We start from the raw sequence: 16,616 nt of genomic DNA on the forward strand, positions 1-16,616 counted from the left end.
CATAACAGGTCGAAACGGGCATACTATCGTTAGACAGGTTGTCCTGTCAGCTTGTGTAAAGGGGCGGATTCCGAATGGGTAAAAGAAGCAAATCGAAACGCTTTATACAACAAGGTAAAGATTCAGTCAGTCTGCATGACGCACGTTTTCCGTATCGTTCCACACTTGAAGAAGCTGCGGAGGACAGGGGAAATATGAAGACTGATGCTTCTGGAGGTTCATTGTGAGAAACGAACTTTTTGATCAAGCCAAATCATTTACTGAAGAAGCCCTTACTTCTTCATTTCCATCTGGTTTAGAGCGTCAACAAGCAGTTCAGCGAGCTAAAAACGCCGTATCATCTGCATTTGCTAATTCGACAGATGCAGAAAGAAACCAGCTGCATACGTTCCAAGACCTGCTTGATGATCTTTAACGAAAAAAGCTGTCCGCTTTGTGGACAGCTTTTCTTATGCTTATTTCACTTGGAACGTTTTCTTCTCAGTGATTTGCTTTAGCCCTTCTGCTTTTCCTTTAAATGTGACGACCGCTTCATACGTTCCCGGCTCCACACCGTTTGACCACGTATCTTGGAAGTCATATGTTTCATCTGCTTTCAGCACAAAGGATTGGATGGCTTGTGTGAACATACGGTCTTTCGAGTAACGGTATTTTTCATTACCGTCTTCATCGTACACACTCAATTCGAATTTTTGGCTTGTGTTAAACGTGAATTCAATATCTCGATCTGATTCATTTTTTAGTGACATATGAAATTGAACCGAAGAACCTTTTTGGACGGGGTCTACTGTGAGTACAACGGTTTTTTCTCCCATTTGACCGGATACCTCCTTGTCTGGTTCATCCTTTTTTTGTTGTCCACAAGCTGTTAAAACCAATAGAACGAGAAAAAGCACTAACCTTTTTTTCATCTTCTACCCACCTTTTAATCTCGTCTGAAAAATCCAAGAATATTGGTTGTTTGAACAATATTTGTAAAGGCTTTTGGATCGACTTCCTTTATAATTTGTTCAAGTTCATACAGCTCATACCTTGTAATGACAATGACCATCATTTCTTTTTGTTCATTGGTAAATGCCCCTTTTGCCGGAACAGTCGTAATCCCTCTGACCATTTTTCCATAAATGGCTTCTTTGATTTCATCTGCTTTCTTTGTCACAATCATGGCAGTCAGCTTTTCATGTCTCGTATGGATGGCATCAATTACCCTAGTCGTCACATATAATGTGACAAGGGTATATAAAGCTTTCTCCCAACCTTGTAACAATCCTGCTGTAAAAATGATAATTCCGTTTAAAATGAAGAAATACGTGCCCACTGGTTTGTCTTTCCATTTCGCTAAAATCATCGCAATAATGTCAAGGCCGCCTGTAGAGGCCCCATATTTCAGTGTAATCCCAATGCCAAGTGCAGAAATGACTCCGCCAAATACAGCATTTAATAAAATATCTTCAGAAACACTTGTCTCTGGTAAAATGCCGAGGAAAATCGTTGTCAGTGCCACACTAATAATGCTATACAAAGTAAAGGAACGACCAACCTTCATCCAGCCTAAAATGCCGACCGGAATGTTTAAAATAAATAATAGGATCCCTGTTGATAAATAAAACGGTGCATATTGATCGATTAAACTAGATAACAGCTGGGCAACCCCTGTAAAACCACTTGCATATACGTCAGCAGGGATTAAAAATAAATTCAGCCCAATCGCATTGAGTAAGGCACCAATGACGACGACGATGAATTTTTTTGCTTCTCCAATGAACATGTTGTCATTCCTCCACTTACCATTCTCTCTATGGTTTTCCCTAAAATTTAGAATTTGAACACGAAAAAATGATTTTCTATGATATAGTTAGGCTAAAAAGATGTAAAATATGGTTGATTTTTTTTAGAAAGAAGGGATTTTGATGACTGTTCATATCATAGCAGACAGTGCTGCTGATCTGCCTCTTTCTTATTATGATGAACAAAACATGACACTCATTCCGCTGCGTGTGTTACTCGGCGAGCAGGAATTTGAGGATTTGATCACCATTGAACCAAAACAAGTATTTGATGCGATGAGACAAGGTGCAAGTCCAAAAACATCACAAGCTTCACCGAACCGGATCAAAGAAGCCTTTGTTTCTGCGGCCCAAACCCATACATCGGCTATTTATGTTGCCTTTTCATCAGAGCTTTCAGGTACATACCAAACCGCTGTGATGATGGCAAACGAAGTGAAGGAAGAATACCCTGATTTCGATTTACGAATCATTGATTCTAAATGTGCTTCACTTGGTTATGGACTAGCTGTCAAACACGCTCAATCACTTGCCATTGACGGAAATACAATACAAGAAATTGAAACGTCTGTAAAGCATTTTTGTGAATCTTTACAACATATTTTTACTGTAGACGATTTATCGTATTTAGCAAGAGGCGGAAGAATCAGTAAAGCGTCCGCATTTGTTGGCGGATTGTTAAGTATTAAACCCATTTTACACGTTGAGGATGGAAAACTGATACCCCTTGAAAAAATTCGTGGCCGTAAAAAATTATTGAAACGCATTATCGAGCTGATGAAAGAACGCGGATCTGACTGGTCTAGTCAAACTGTTGGCATTAGTCATGGAGATGACCCTGCACTTGCAGAAGAAATGAGACAATTAATCGAAGCGGAATTTCACCCAAAAGAAATCGACATCCAGGTCATCGGCGCGGCTGTTGGGTCCCACTCAGGCCCTAGCACACTTGCCATCTTCTTTACAGGCAGCCCATCATAAAAAGCACCCTTCCCTGAAACATCACGGGAAGGGTGCTTTTCTTATGATAGCTTAAATCGGTGAACGGTTTCGTTTAACCTTGCTGTCATACTCATCAGTTCTTCTACTTGTTTGTTCATTTGATGGAAAGATTGCAGCTGTTCGTTTGCCGAGGCAGAAATTTCTTCGCTGCCCGCTGCCGTTTCTTCTACAACGGCACTAATATTTTCAATCGAGTGCAGCACTTGTCCGCCAAGCTCTGTTGATTGAATAATTTGGTCATTTAAGACCGCCATTTCTTGCTTAATATGTTGTGCTTTTGTTTCTATATCTTCAAAGGAGTGTGAGGTTTTGTCCATTGCATCTTGCTGCTGAAGTGATAGCTTGACCCCTTCTTGTACAGTTTGGCTAATGGATTGAATGCCTTTTTCAATATGACTCACCATGTCAAAAATTTGTCTTGTTGCACGAGACGATTCATCTGCCAACTTACGGATTTCGTCCGCTACGACGGCAAACCCTTTGCCTGCTTCTCCTGCTCTTGCCGCTTCAATCGCCGCATTGAGCGAAAGGAGGTTTGTCTGGTCCGCAATATCAGAAACCGTTTTGGCCATTGCGGAGATTCCGCTTGCGTACTGAGTGAATTCTCCTGCAGACTCTTCAATTTGTCTCGTCGCACGTGTATTTTTTTCAATGGCTGCTTTTGTTTCTGTTAACGTGTGCTTTCCGCTTTCCACCGCTTCAATGGCATCCTCTGTACTACGGATGACTGTATGTGATCTTTCGGAATTCTTACGGCCATGTGAATCCATTTTCTCAATCAAACTAACGCCATTCTGAAGGTCTTCTGAAATCGCTTGTGAACCATTCGCCATTTCGTCTGTCGATACAGACACTTGATTGGCCGATTCCATAAGCTTTTTGTTTTCATCATCTAGCTGAATCGAGAATGATTCCACTTGACTTGAGACATGGCTGATTTCTTGAATCAAGCTAATCAGCTGATCCGTCATTTGATTGAACGACTCATTTAATCCGCCGATTTCATCTTTCCGCTTGATGTTCATCCGCTCCACAGCGAGGTTTCCTTCGGCAATCTGTTTTGCCCGGTAAGAAAGGGATTTGATTGGTGTCACAATGGATCTCGTTAAACCAATATTTAAAAAGACGGCGATGACAATCAGTGTGAGGGCTGCGACAGATGCGCTTGTGATGATCCATTGCACATTGTCTGCCGCCTCCTCTAAATGGTATTCATACGCTTCTTGTGCTCTTTTATTCATCGTATGCACGTCGTTTAAAACACCGTCAATTCTGGCAGCCACTCGTCTGGCATCAGAGGCATTTTTTTCACCAATGGCATTGTTTGCTTCTTGCGTCCATGTGTCAAACTTTGAATTTAACCGTGTTAGGGCTTCTTTGTTCATATTTCCTGCGTTTTTGTTTAACGTTTGCAGCTGTTTTTTCGCTGTCGATATATCGCTTTGAACGACCTCTAGTTGTTCATCTGAAAGGGTCATGGAATAATTGGTCATGGCTTGTTCGACACTTTCAAAGCTGGCCTTCGTTTTTTGTACGTTCAGTAAGGTTTGAACTTCTGTTTCGCTTGATGACTGAATTTTTGTCATGCTCACAATAATAAAGGCAATTACGCCAACCGCTAAAAGAAGTGAAATGAGTGAGTTGAGCAAAATTTTGATGCGTAAGCTCATGATGCTGCCCCCTCTTCTTTCAGAAGTGTCTGCTTCAGTCCATTTAATTTTTTGGTCAATTTCTCAGCATCTTTGAGCACCCGGATTCTTGCCATATCGATTCCGTCATTACTTAAGTCATAAACGATATGCCCGCTTTTGATTTTGCTGCTTTTGACGAGCTGTTCGCTGAATTGATAGACGACTTCATCTACTTTTTTGACCATAGACGAAATAACGGCTTTTTCAGCTGTATAATACTGATCGCTGTCCACGCCGATTGCATATTTGCCTTGCGTTTGCGCTTCTTTTAATACACCAACACCCGTATAACCGGCTGCGGCATATAAAACATCTGCTTTCTTTTTGATCATGTCTTTCGCTATTTTACTGCCTTTACCTGCATCACTAAATGTGCCAGCATACGTGGATACGACCTTGATTTTCGGATTCACAGATTTTGCGCCTTTTTGATAGCCTTGTTCAAATCGGTGGATCACCTCTGCATCGACTCCGCCCACAAAACCAATGACATCACTTTTTGTTGTCATGGCAGCAAGTGCTCCCGCTAAATAGCTGCCCTGCTCTTCTTTAAAAGTCACTGATGTGACATTTTTCAGTTCAGACACAGCATCAATGAGTAAAAATTGCTTTTTCGGATATTTTTTCGCTACCTTTTCTAAGTCTTCTTGCATACTGAAACCTACACCGATGATCAGGTCATTTCCATCTTTCACAAGCTCGGTCAGCCCTTTTTCATATGTATCGGTTTCTGCAATTTCTCTATAATCGAATTCAATGCCAAGCTCATCACGTGCTTTTTCTAATCCTTTAAATGATGAATCGTTAAATGATTGATCACCAAGACCATCATCCGTCAGCATGACACCAATATGCTTCGCATTTGATACCGGGGGTCCTCCCTGCTGATTGCTGCATGAGACGAGTACCATGATCATCGCTGCCATCAGAAGTAATGAAATCTTCACTTTCATCCAAAAACACACTCCTTTTATCATCCTTACCCCTTATTTATCGGATTTGAGAGACATTGTTTCAATGATAAAGTGAAGGATTTTCAGCTTTTTTCATGACTTTTTTCACTGAAAAAAACCATTATTTATGATAAAAATAAAAAAAGCGAGCAAATGCTCACTTTTTCTCGTATGTCCATCCTTCTTTTTGGTAAACAAGATCATTTTTCATCAGATGACCTAATGCTCGTTTGAAGGCTGCTTTGCTCATTTGAAATCTTTCCCGGATATCTTCTGGATCACTTTTATCCCCGTAAGGCATTGCGCCGTTTCTCGTTCTCATATAAGTTAAGATTTCTTCTGCATCGACAGATAATGCATCCTGTTTTCTAGGAAGCAGAGAAACGTTCACGGTTCCGTCCTCTTTCACTGCAATGACGCGTCCTGTCACGGTCGATCCTAATCTAGGCTCTTCCTTTCGTTCCGTGCGGTGGATAAACCCACGCACGCCTGTATCTGTCAGCATAAAAGAACCTGTCGCAATTAAGCGATAAATCGTTCCAGTAATTTCTTTGTTCATTAACGTTTCTGGCGCCTCAGTAAATAATTCACTGATCACATCTTCAGTGGCTGGTTTTGCGAACATTCTCCCGTAACTTGTCACTTTGAGCATACAGTATAGTTTGTCGCCTTTTTTCGGCCACGCTTCCTCAAAAGGCGGGAGGTGTTCAGTTGCAACAAGTGCATCCTTTGACAAACCTATATCGACAAAAGCACCCATATCTTCTACAACGTCTACGACTTCTACCCAATCGTATGTATGTGCATTGATTTTAGGAATTTTCATCGTCGCTGCCAGTCTTTCCTCATGATCTACATATAAGTAGACCTCTACTTCATCACGATCTCCAATATCCTCTGTCATCTCACTGCGATGTAGGAGAACAGAATCTTCGCCATCTGTTAAAAAGTAGCCGTATTCCATCTCGTTATCTATTTGCAAGGTCAGTTGCTCACCTGGTCTCATGTTCTCTTCCTTCCTATCTGCCCTTAAAAGAGCGTTCGTTCATCTTTTGATTCACTTTATTCTACTATACTTCTGTCATCATGAACATCTCTAGTTCTGTTAGCTAAAGTGGACAAACTGTACTTGAATTATACCGCATATATCTGATCTCTCTTCGATAAAGTTTCTCCTTCCCCTATGGGCATGATAAAATAGACGCAATATCTATAGTTGGAGGTCATATGTGATGGCAAAAGAAAGTTCATTTGATATTGTATCGAAGGTGGAGCTGCCAGAGGTGCAAAACGCCATTCAAGCAGCACTGAAAGAAATTAAAAACCGTTATGATTTTAAAGGAAGTAAAAGTGATATTTCACTAGAAAAAGAAGAACTCGTTCTCATTTCTGATGATGACTTCAAGCTGGAGCAGCTAAAGGATGTCCTTGTGACAAAACTGATTAAACGAAACGTACCGACTAAAAACATTGACTATGGAAAAACAGAACATGCCCTAGGTGGAACCGTTCGCCAGCGTGCAAAGCTGATTAGCGGGATTGATAAGGACAATGCCAAAAAGATCAATGCCTTGATTAAACAATCTGGTATAAAAGTAAAGTCGCAATTTCAGGATGACCAAGTGCGTGTGACAGGAAAAAATAAAGATGATTTACAAGAAGTGATGGCGCTCATGCGCAAGGCAGATTTACCGATTGACGTCCAATTTATAAATTTTCGATAAATTTCAAATTTTCCATTGATTATTTCCGATTTTTTCGATACAGTTGATGGAAGTTCAATTCATTGACATGTTCATATCGCTTTCTTATCAAGAGAGGCAGAGGGACTGGCCCTGTGAAGCCTCAGCAACCGGTGTAGTAGAAATCTATTTTCTATGACCAAGGTGCTAAATCCAGCAAGCAACTGCTTGGAAGATAAGGAGAAGAATTTCAATACAGCCAAAAAGTCTTCTTCTTATCAGAAGGCTTTTTTTGTTACATAGAAATAAGGAGGAAACCAATGGGCCTATTACAAGACTTACAAAATCGCGTACTGATTGCTGATGGAGCAATGGGAACACTTTTATACTCTTATGGCATTGACCGCTGCTTTGAAGAATTAAATTTATCAAAAGAAGATGAAGTCAAAAGAGTGCACGAAGCATATGTGCAAGCTGGAGCGGACATTATTCAAACGAACACATACGGTGCGAATTATATTAAACTATCCCGCTACGGTTTAGAAGAAGAAACAAAACGCATTAACACAAAAGCTGTACAAATTGCCAAAGCAGCCGCTGGCTCAGCTTATGTCCTCGGAACGATCGGCGGCATTCGAACATTTAACAAAAATGCCTACTCTTTAGACGAGATTAAACGGAGCTTTAGAGAACAGCTCTATATCCTTTTAAATGAAGAGCCTGATGGGTTACTGCTTGAAACATATTACGATATTGAAGAAGCAAAAGCCGTGCTTGAGATTGCTCGCAAAGAAACAGCGCTTCCGATTGTCATGAACGTCTCCATGCATGAGCAAGGTGTATTGCAGGACGGTACACCGCTAAAAGACGGTTTATCTGAATTATCCTCACTTGGCGCTGATGTCGTCGGCATTAACTGCCGATTAGGCCCTTATCATATGATTCAGGCACTTGAAGGCGTTCCACTTTTGCAAAATTCGCATTTATCTGTCTATCCAAATAGTAGTCTTCCTTCCCTTGAAGAAGGCAGACTCGTCTATGATACAGATAATGATTATTTCCGAAAAAGTGCACTTGAGTTTAGAAATCAGGGCGCACGAATCATTGGAGGCTGCTGCGGAACAACCCCTCAGCATATTAGCGCCATGGCTGAGGCGGTCAAAGATTTAGCACCTATCACCGAAAAAGAAGTGAAAGTATTAAAAGAAGAAATCATTTCCATCCAAGATCAACGGACAGAACCAGGTCTTGACGAGCTGGCTGTGAAAAAACGTTCGATTATCGTCGAGCTGGACCCGCCGAAGAAGCTGAACTTTGAAAAATTCCTCGTCGCAGCGAACGAATTAAAAAGTGCGGGCATTGATGCCCTCACACTGGCCGATAACTCTCTAGCTACCCCGCGTATTAGCAATGTGGCATGCGGCGCTTTATTAAAACAGCAGCTTGATATGCGTTCACTTGTCCATATCACATGTCGTGATCGCAATTTGATTGGACTCCAATCCCACTTAATGGGACTGGACACGCTTGGACTAACCGATATTTTAGCCATCACAGGCGATCCGTCTAAAATTGGAGACTTCCCAGGTGCGACATCTGTGTATGATTTAACCTCCTTTGATTTGATCCGTCTGATCAAACAATTTAACGAGGGACTATCTTTCTCTGGGAAGCCGCTCGGGAAAAAGACCAATTTTTCAGTGGCTGGCGCATTTAATCCAAATGTCCGTCATATTGATAAAGCGGTCAAACGCCTCGAGAAGAAAATCGAATACGGTGCCGATTACTTTATCTCACAGCCTGTTTATTCTGAAGAACAGCTTGTGAAGATTCATGAAGAAAGCCGACATTTGGATAAACCGATTTACATCGGTATTATGCCGCTAACAAGCAGCCGAAATGCTGAGTTTATTCATCATGAAATTCCCGGCATTAAATTGTCTGACTCGATTCGTGAGATTATGGCCAAGGCAGGCGAAGATAAAGAAAAGCAGCGGACAGAAGGATTAGCGATTGCCCGCTCTTTATTAGATACAGCTTGCGAATTGTTTAATGGTATCTATTTAATTACCCCTTTCCTTCGATCAGATTTAACAGCAGAACTGACAACTTACATCCATCAGAAAGAAAAGGAGCCAAACATCCATGCCAACTATCACTGAACAGCTCAAAAAACGCATCCTCGTCCTTGACGGTGCAATGGGCACAATGATTCAAAACGCCGATCTCACAGCAGAGGATTTCGGCGGAGAAGAGTATGAGGGCTGTAACGAATATTTAAACGTCACAGCCCCTCACATTATCTCCACGATTCACCGGCAATACCTAGAGGCAAGTGCTGACCTCATTGAAACAAATACATTCGGTGCGACGAAGCTCGTTCTCGATGAATATGGACTTGGCCACCTCGCCTATGAATTGAACGTAAAAGCAGCTCAGCTGGCAAAGCGTGAAGCAGACCGTTTGTCGACACCAGAATGGCCCCGCTTTGTAGTAGGCGCAATGGGGCCCACTACAAAAACATTATCCGTAACAGGCGGCACAACGTTTGAAGAGCTCGTTGCAAATTATGAAGAACAAGCCCGCGCCCTGATTGATGGGAAATGTGATGCTCTTCTTTTAGAAACGAGTCAAGACATGCTGAATGTCAAAGCTGGATTTAAAGGCATTCAAGAAGCCTTTCAAGCGACCGGTATTGAGCTGCCACTGATGGTGTCAGGTACGATTGAGCCGATGGGCACTACCCTTGCAGGCCAAGATATTGAAGCCTTTTATATCTCACTTGAGCATATGAAACCAATCAGCGTCGGCTTAAACTGTGCAACTGGTCCAGAATTTATGACAGACCATATCCGTACACTCTCCTCCATCTCAAAGTCGGCTGTCAGCTGCTACCCAAACGCTGGTCTCCCTGATGAAGAGGGACAATATCACGAATCCCCTGCTTCGCTTGCTAAAAAAATTGCCGCTTTTGCAAAAGAAGGCTGGTTAAATATCGTCGGCGGCTGCTGCGGTACAACGCCTGCACATATTCAGGCATTGTCAGATGAAGTACGTCCGCTTCAGCCCCGCAGTATGACGCATGAGTCATCACCGCATACCGTATCAGGAATCGAGCCCCTCATTTATGAAGAAGCGATGCGCCCCCTCTTTGTTGGTGAGCGCACAAATGTCATTGGTTCACGCAAATTCAAACGGCTCATCGCAGAACAAAAGTTTGAAGAGGCAGCAGAAATTGCTCGTGCTCAAGTGAAAAATGGCGCTCACGTCATTGATGTGTGTCTAGCAGACCCTGATCGTGATGAGATAGCAGACATGGAAGGCTTTTTAAAAGAAGCCATGAAAAAAGTGAAAGCTCCTTTTGTCATTGATTCAACCGATAAACATGTCATCGAAAAAGCACTCATGTATTCTCAAGGAAAAGCCATTATTAATTCTATTAATTTAGAGGATGGAGAAGAGCGCTTTGAAGAGATTCTTCCGCTTGTCAAGCTATATGGCGGCGCACTTGTTGTTGGAACAATCGATGAAACAGGGATGGCCGTCACAGCAGATCGAAAACTTGAAATTGCCGTAAGATCCCATGACCTGCTCACGAAAAAATATGGAATCCCTGCGAGTGATATCATTTTTGACCCGCTTGTCTTTCCAGTAGGTACTGGAGACGAACAGTATATTGGTGCTGCTGAAGAGACGATTAAAGGCATTGAGCGAATCAAAGCAGTACTGCCTGAATGTCTCACCATTTTAGGCATTAGTAACGTGTCTTTCGGACTCCCGCCAGTTGGTAGAGAAATATTGAATGCCGTTTATTTGTATCACTGCGTCAAAGCAGGGCTTGATTATGCGATCGTGAATACTGAAAAGCTTGAACGCTTTGCTTCAATTCCAAAGGAAGAAATCAAGCTGGCTGAAACTTTACTTTATGAAACAAATGATCAAACCCTTGCTGAGTTCACCAAATTTTATCGCGGGAAAAAGAAAACAGAGAAGAAACCAAAGATCTCCTTATCGCTTGATGAAAGACTGGCACTCTATGTCGTCGAAGGGACGAAAGAAGGCCTGATTGATGACCTTGCCCTTGCTTTGGAGAAATTTGAATCACCTCTTCATATCATCAATGGACCATTAATGCAGGGAATGTCAGAGGTTGGGCGCCTTTTTAATCAAAACGAATTGATTGTAGCTGAAGTGCTTCAATCCGCTGAGGTCATGAAAGCATCTGTTTCATACCTTGAGCAATTTATGGAGAAAAAGGACGCAAGCGGCAAAGGGAAGATTCTCCTCGCCACCGTCAAAGGAGATGTCCATGATATAGGGAAAAACCTGGTCGACATCATTTTGAGCAATAATGGCTTTCACGTCGTCGATCTCGGAATCAAAGTAACCCCACAAACATTGATTGAAGCGGTGCAAAAAGAAAAGCCAGATATGATTGGACTATCAGGTTTACTTGTCAAATCAGCACAGCAAATGGTCTTGACCGCTCAAGATTTACAAAAAGCAAATATCTCTGTTCCCATTTTGGTGGGCGGCGCGGCGCTTTCACGGAAGTTTACGAAGATGAAAATTTCGCCTCAATATGATGGCCCCGTCCTTTACGCCAAAGATGCAATGGACGGCCTGTCTTTAGCGAATGAATTAAGAACGAACCCTCTTCAATTTCAAACAAAACCCTTAGAGGATCAAGAAACACTCCATAAGGAAAAAGAAACAAAGCAGCCAAAAGCCGTGATTGAATTACTAGAAAAACGCGCGACACTTCCGGAGGCAGCGATATTCACGCCAGAAAATACGAAACGCCATTATGTACGGGATATTGATTTGCACCACATTATGCCCTATGTCAATGAGCAAATGCTGATCGGCCATCATCTCGGTTTAAAAGGAAAGGTCAAAAAGCTCTTGGCTGAACAGCATCCAAAAGCATTGGAGTTAAAACAACTGATCACAGATCTTCTTCAAGAAGGCAGAGAGAAAAACTGGTTTGCACCTGCATTTGTCTATCAATTCTTCCCTGCCAATTCAAATCGGAATGACCTGCATATCTATGATCCAGAAGCGCCTGACCGCGTCATTGAGACATTCCAATTTCCAAGACAGGAAAAACTTCCGTACCGGTCTATTTCTGATTATGTGCGGAAAAGCGGAGAGAACGAGAAAGATTATATCGCCTTATTTGCAGTGACGGCTGGTGCCCGCATACGAGAAGTTGCGCAGCAATTTAAACAAGAGGGTGACTATTTAAAAATGCATGCGGTCCAAGCTTTAGCACTTGAGCTTGCAGAAGGCTTGGCTGAACGAACGCATCAAGTAATTCGTGATAAATGGGGATTCCCAGACCCAGTCGATTTCACGATGGAGAAACGGTTCCAAGCCAAATATCAAGGTCAGCGCTATTCCTTTGGCTATCCAGCGTGCCCTAATCTAGAAGACCAAGAAAAACTATTCCATCTGCTGCAGCCAGAAAAAATCGGGATTCATCTCACAGAAGGGTTTATGATGGAGCCTGAAGCATCCGTTTCAGCCATTGTCGTTTCTCATCCTGAAGCTCGATATTTTAACGTTCACTAAAAAAACCTCCTGAATTGGAGGTTCTTTTTATAAATAAAAATGGAATAAATATGAAAAATTAAGTTTATTTACCGATATTATAAATGAAAGTCATTTACTTAAAAGGAGATGTTTGTCATGTTCAAAAAGAAGATCGGGGTTTTATTGCTTACAGGTCTCTTTATTGCTAGCCCTCTTTTCCAATCACCTGCTCAAGCAAGTGAAACGTCTACGAAACAAACAAAATATTATACAGAAGAATTGGAGCATCTGTATCCAGACAGTGATTATGCAAACAATGATACGATGGACAAAGCTCAATTCTTACAGCACTCTCTTCATCTAAACAAGACCTATTTATATCACGAAGGTAGTATCTCTTCTATGAATGACATTGATTTTTATAGGTTCACCAGCTCTAAATTTGATGGAGCAGATGGCCGCTTTTCTATCAAACTCATCAATGTGAAAGCTGGAAATGATTTCGATCTTTATCTTTACAATCAGAGCGGGTCACTCGTGTCTTCCTCTGTGCGAACAAACAACCAAAATGAAATCATCCATATGCCGAAAATTGCCGCAAGCACTGACTACTATTTAGCCGTCAAACCAAAGCAATTATTAAATGAAGAGGACAACATGTATCGTATTGTCTTTGATAAAAGTATTGAAAAAGGCACAACGAAACGATATGGATCACCTGCCACATTGAATAGTTTCAATGAAGCCGGATCTCCCAATTCTTCTTTTGATTTAAGCAGCTTGCCGCAGGATGCCGTTGTCACTGGCCTGTCATTAGAAGCTGAAAAAGGTAGTACAAATGCATATAATTATGTATTCACCGTCTCTTCCTTAAAAGGCGGAACAGTGAACGTACCTTGGAACGGTCAAAAAGTTGACATCTCTTCTTATAAAACAAGTCAAGTGCCGGCAAAAGACCGCTTTTTTGTTTCTTTTAATGCAACCGAGGTTCCTCAATTGATCGGTGGACGGTTAATCAAAGTAGGCGTTGTCTCAATTAAAAACTTACAGCTCACCTTTGAATATGAATACAACCGTGACCTCAATTATTAAACTATACAAAAGCACCGAAGCGCAGGACTGACACCAAATGCGAGGGTTTGTCTACACGGTGAAGGAAAAGGTATCCCCTTTTCCTTTTTCTTATGCGTTCTTATGGTACGATACATAGAGAGAAATCAGCTAAGAAGGAGTTGCGTGTATTGCCAAACGTTATTCAACGATCTTTAACCCTTGATGACATACCAGACCTTGTCGCATTGTCAAAAGAGGTCGATTGGCCTGATTACAATGCGGAAGAGCTCACATCTCTTTTAACAAATGGACATTTTACCGGTTTTACAACAACTGACGGACAAGTCATTTCATGCGCTGGACTTTTTCAGTATGACAGTGTGGCATCAATTGGAGCGGTCATTGTATCTGAGACACATCGAGGCCTCGGTCTTGCCCGTCAAATGATTGACACACTGCTTCGTCATAGTGATCCAAGTGTCCCTGTCGTTTTAACGGCTACTGTACAAGGACAGCCAGTCTATGAAAAAATCGGCTTTCAGACAGCCGGTTATATTCATACATACAAAGCACAAAAAACAAACCCTAGTGCGCTTCATCCGTCACATCAGATTCATCTTTTTCCCGCTGATGAAACGCACCTCCCGTCTATTGAAAGACTGGATGAAAAAGGCGCAGGAACCAATCGATCAAACTTCTTAATAAAACGAATGGAGCGAGCAGCATTTAAACTGATCGCAAAGGATGAACACCACGAAATCACCGGCTTCGCGTTTGGTGTGGAAACACCAGCTAATCTGATGATTGGCCCGCTTGCAGCAAACGATGAACAAACGGCGCTATTACTCATTCAATCACTTCTCACGTCTTATTCTGGCGCCTTTCGTATAGATATGCAGGAAGAAACAGCTGAACGCCTGCATGCATCACTTGTAGAAGCAGGATTTACGAAAACAAACGTCGCACATTTTATGATGATTCGTGGGATCGAAAAGCAGAACGATCCGGCGCTTCTCTATTTCCTGGCCTCACAAGCATTTTCATAAAAAATCAAAAAGCTGTAGACAGATGTTGTCTACAGCTTTTCTTTTTTATTTTTCGCCTACGGATGAGAGAACTTGAGCGAGTGCATTTGTGACCTTGCCATGCTCTGATGCATGCGGCCGGTCATCTCCATCTCCATAGCCATAATCAATCATGCGATTACGGTTTAAACAAAGCTTTGTCAGCTGAGGCTGGAATAGATCAAATAAAGCAAAACGATCTTTTAGCTGTGGAAATTGCTTTTGATACTGCTGAATTTCTTCTGCAAGCAAGCGCCAAAGCGTCGTTTCATCTAACAGATTGTGATTGTCTAACACGTTTGACACGTAACGAAGATTGCAAATAAACAGGCCCGTAAAAATAAATTGTACAAGACCCTCAGGCGGCTCACTACGCAGCACTTCCTTTAGATCTTCTTCTAATGAAGCCAATTCAGGCAGCGGTTGATCACTAATGTTCACATCATCAACAAAATCTTTGATCGCCAAACGATGCGGCTTGTGATCTTTTAATACAAGAATTGTATTTTGTCCGTGCGGTGAAAACACCGTGCCATATTGATACATAAAGTGCAGAAGCGGCGGCATGACAACATGGAAGAATGACGCCATCCATTCTTTTGCTGACAGACCCGATTTTTCAATGAGCTGCTTCAGATAAGGCTCGCCTTCATGATCCTCATACGTCAGTGCCGCCAGCGTAACAGGGCTCTCCCCTTCATCTAAATACGTATAAATGCTTTCTCTAAAAATGACCCCAAGCATTTCAAGGTATTGATATGGCGCACCAGGTAGCTTGCTGTAATAAGGATGATCAACATTGATACTCGCATTCTCACCTGGTAAAATCACGCGGCATACATCGGATAAAAAGGCGTCTTGATCGGCGATTCCTTTAATATGTGCTGTAATACGAGGTGCAATCACCGTACGTTCTGATGGGAGCCCCCGGTACACTAGCGTATTTAAAATACTCATTGGCAGTTTAATATGATGCTTGCCTTTATTTGAGATGTTCGTAAAGGTTCTGATCGATTGCTGTGGAATATATTGATCCAGCCCTTCTCCTAAATACACGATACGGCGCATGGCCAAATCTTCGGGGAAATGCTGGATGATCATATGCGTCCACTGCCATTTATGAACAGGCATCATATAATAATCAGCCGCATTTAGCCCTTCATCCTTTAACACACGTTGGAATTGACGAATCGTGACTTCATCTAATTCTTTGGCAATGATGTGCTCATAGTTCTCATGATCGACCGCATGGAATGTCGCAAGCTCTCGGTGAACAGCAATCCAAGACAGCTGCACACATTCCTGCCTTTCAGGTGCATAGGCTAAGTAATCATCGTAGCTGAATCCAATACGCCCTTTGTTATAGACGATCCACGGATGACCAGTCATCTCGCCTTCAATCCATGCGTAATCTGTATCTGTTAGCTCATCTGCATGAAGTGCTTTTTTCGACAGCAAATGAACATCCGCTAACAAGGTATGGTGAAGCTCTTTGATCAGATGACCAGTTGTTTCAGAAGACATTGGGATGATGGGCTGAATGTCTAGTAAAAACACAATGGCACTAACATCCTTTGTCCACGTTCCGTCTTGACAGCACTCGATCGATTCCGCAATCGTATCAAAACTATCAAACAAACGAGGTTTTGCGAGATAACGATATTTCTTCTGTTCGTGAATGATTAATTCATATTGGGCGATGCCATCCTGATGATTTAGCTGAACGGGATGAAGCATATCCTCATACATATATTCGGACAGCATTTTTGCCACCATTCGTTGGTTTGCTTTTTTCCAAGCAGCAGGATTGACCGCTTTTTTCAATTCATCTTGTACACTCATCGGTTCA

At 42.1% G+C, this 16,616-nt stretch carries 14 protein-coding genes and 1 riboswitch; of the genes, 8 read left to right on the forward strand and 6 right to left on the reverse strand.

The genetic code is table 11. The features are described 5' to 3' along the window. Positions 1–74 precede the first annotated feature (74 nt). Both EBQ12_RS03795 and EBQ12_RS03800 read left to right on the forward strand, forming a co-directional pair. On the forward strand, positions 75–227 hold the full coding sequence (locus EBQ12_RS03795) for a hypothetical protein (protein WP_008348539.1): 153 nt from the start codon (positions 75–77) through the stop codon (positions 225–227). Further along, positions 224–415 (forward strand): DUF3813 domain-containing protein, encoded by a 192-nt coding sequence (locus tag EBQ12_RS03800; protein WP_008348541.1) that lies wholly within the window; start codon positions 224–226, stop codon positions 413–415. The genes EBQ12_RS03795 and EBQ12_RS03800 overlap by 4 nt, the downstream gene beginning before the upstream one ends. A gap of 40 nt (positions 416–455) precedes the next feature. On the opposite strand, the gene EBQ12_RS03805 is transcribed toward EBQ12_RS03800, so the two are convergent. Continuing rightward, positions 456–911 (reverse strand): BsuPI-related putative proteinase inhibitor, encoded by a 456-nt coding sequence (locus EBQ12_RS03805; RefSeq protein ID WP_125589064.1) that lies wholly within the window; start codon positions 909–911, stop codon positions 456–458. 14 nt (positions 912–925) lie between these two features. Continuing rightward, positions 926–1,768 carry a YitT family protein gene (locus EBQ12_RS03810; RefSeq protein ID WP_007499067.1) on the reverse strand — a complete coding sequence of 281 codons (843 nt, stop codon included), beginning with the start codon at positions 1,766–1,768 and terminating at the stop codon, positions 926–928. Positions 1,769–1,910: 142 nt separating this feature from the next. On the opposite strand from EBQ12_RS03810, the gene EBQ12_RS03815 reads away from it, so the two are divergent. After that, on the forward strand, positions 1,911–2,768 hold the full coding sequence (locus tag EBQ12_RS03815; protein ID WP_008348544.1) for a DegV family protein: 858 nt from the start codon (positions 1,911–1,913) through the stop codon (positions 2,766–2,768). Between the two features lie 41 nt (positions 2,769–2,809). Here the strand turns inward: EBQ12_RS03815 and EBQ12_RS03820 are convergent, their stop codons facing one another. The 3 genes from EBQ12_RS03820 to EBQ12_RS03830 form a co-directional block, all read right to left on the reverse strand. Further along, the gene (locus EBQ12_RS03820) at positions 2,810–4,459 is read right to left on the reverse strand and encodes a methyl-accepting chemotaxis protein (protein WP_125589066.1); all 1,650 of its coding nucleotides are present in this window, start codon (positions 4,457–4,459) and stop codon (positions 2,810–2,812) included. Next, a complete protein-coding gene (locus EBQ12_RS03825) occupies positions 4,456–5,433 on the reverse strand; it encodes a BMP family lipoprotein (protein ID WP_125589068.1) in 978 nt (325 codons plus the stop codon). The genes EBQ12_RS03820 and EBQ12_RS03825 overlap by 4 nt, the downstream gene beginning before the upstream one ends. A gap of 157 nt (positions 5,434–5,590) precedes the next feature. Further along, complete coding sequence (locus EBQ12_RS03830; protein ID WP_017360190.1) at positions 5,591–6,439, reverse strand: CvfB family protein; 849 nt, start codon at positions 6,437–6,439, stop codon at positions 5,591–5,593. A 226-nt stretch (positions 6,440–6,665) separates the two neighbouring features. Here EBQ12_RS03830 and EBQ12_RS03835 point away from each other — a divergent pair, with 226 nt between their 5' ends. The 5 genes from EBQ12_RS03835 to EBQ12_RS03855 all read left to right on the forward strand — a co-directional run bounded on the left by EBQ12_RS03835 (position 6,666) and on the right by EBQ12_RS03855 (position 14,749). Further along, positions 6,666–7,157 (forward strand): YajQ family cyclic di-GMP-binding protein, encoded by a 492-nt coding sequence (locus EBQ12_RS03835; protein ID WP_076821901.1) that lies wholly within the window; start codon positions 6,666–6,668, stop codon positions 7,155–7,157. 81 nt (positions 7,158–7,238) lie between these two features. Next, a riboswitch (SAM riboswitch) is annotated at positions 7,239–7,357 on the forward strand. A 78-nt stretch (positions 7,358–7,435) separates the two neighbouring features. Next, entirely contained in the window at positions 7,436–9,277 is a 1,842-nt protein-coding gene (locus tag EBQ12_RS03840) for a bifunctional homocysteine S-methyltransferase/methylenetetrahydrofolate reductase (RefSeq protein ID WP_008348554.1), read from the forward strand. Further along, positions 9,261–12,689 (forward strand): methionine synthase, encoded by a 3,429-nt coding sequence (gene metH, locus EBQ12_RS03845; protein WP_125589070.1) that lies wholly within the window; start codon positions 9,261–9,263, stop codon positions 12,687–12,689. The genes EBQ12_RS03840 and metH overlap by 17 nt, the downstream gene beginning before the upstream one ends. Positions 12,690–12,806: 117 nt before the next feature. Further along, a complete protein-coding gene (locus tag EBQ12_RS03850; RefSeq protein WP_125589072.1) occupies positions 12,807–13,742 on the forward strand; it encodes an anti protein in 936 nt (311 codons plus the stop codon). A 149-nt stretch (positions 13,743–13,891) separates the two neighbouring features. Further along, positions 13,892–14,749, forward strand: coding sequence for a GNAT family N-acetyltransferase (locus tag EBQ12_RS03855; protein ID WP_125589074.1), 858 nt, complete (start codon positions 13,892–13,894; stop codon positions 14,747–14,749). 45 nt (positions 14,750–14,794) lie between these two features. Here EBQ12_RS03855 and EBQ12_RS03860 read toward each other — a convergent pair whose 3' ends face one another. Further along, positions 14,795–16,609, reverse strand: a complete 1,815-nt coding sequence (locus tag EBQ12_RS03860) for an IucA/IucC family protein (RefSeq protein WP_125589076.1) — start codon at positions 16,607–16,609, stop codon at positions 14,795–14,797. Between the last annotated feature and the right edge of the window lie 7 nt (positions 16,610–16,616).

It is taken from the genome of Bacillus sp. 2B09 (genome assembly GCF_003946835.1).
Lineage (GTDB): Bacteria > Bacillota > Bacilli > Bacillales > Bacillaceae > Bacillus > Bacillus altitudinis.

Excerpts from the sequence above, each read along its gene's own strand:
- EBQ12_RS03795 (WP_008348539.1), top strand. The coding sequence starts at position 75 with ATGGGTAAAAGAAGCAAATCGAAACGCTTTATACAACAAGGTAAAGAT.
- EBQ12_RS03805 (WP_125589064.1), bottom strand. The coding sequence starts at position 911 with ATGAAAAAAAGGTTAGTGCTTTTTCTCGTTCTATTGGTTTTAACAGCT.
- EBQ12_RS03810 (WP_007499067.1), bottom strand. The coding sequence starts at position 1,768 with ATGTTCATTGGAGAAGCAAAAAAATTCATCGTCGTCGTCATTGGTGCC.
- EBQ12_RS03815 (WP_008348544.1), top strand. The coding sequence starts at position 1,911 with ATGACTGTTCATATCATAGCAGACAGTGCTGCTGATCTGCCTCTTTCT.
- EBQ12_RS03820 (WP_125589066.1), bottom strand. The coding sequence starts at position 4,459 with ATGAGCTTACGCATCAAAATTTTGCTCAACTCACTCATTTCACTTCTT.
- EBQ12_RS03825 (WP_125589068.1), bottom strand. The coding sequence starts at position 5,433 with ATGAAAGTGAAGATTTCATTACTTCTGATGGCAGCGATGATCATGGTA.
- EBQ12_RS03830 (WP_017360190.1), bottom strand. The coding sequence starts at position 6,439 with ATGAGACCAGGTGAGCAACTGACCTTGCAAATAGATAACGAGATGGAA.
- EBQ12_RS03835 (WP_076821901.1), top strand. The coding sequence starts at position 6,666 with ATGGCAAAAGAAAGTTCATTTGATATTGTATCGAAGGTGGAGCTGCCA.
- EBQ12_RS03840 (WP_008348554.1), top strand. The coding sequence starts at position 7,436 with ATGGGCCTATTACAAGACTTACAAAATCGCGTACTGATTGCTGATGGA.
- metH (WP_125589070.1), top strand. The coding sequence starts at position 9,261 with ATGCCAACTATCACTGAACAGCTCAAAAAACGCATCCTCGTCCTTGAC.
- EBQ12_RS03850 (WP_125589072.1), top strand. The coding sequence starts at position 12,807 with ATGTTCAAAAAGAAGATCGGGGTTTTATTGCTTACAGGTCTCTTTATT.
- EBQ12_RS03860 (WP_125589076.1), bottom strand. The coding sequence starts at position 16,609 with ATGAGTGTACAAGATGAATTGAAAAAAGCGGTCAATCCTGCTGCTTGG.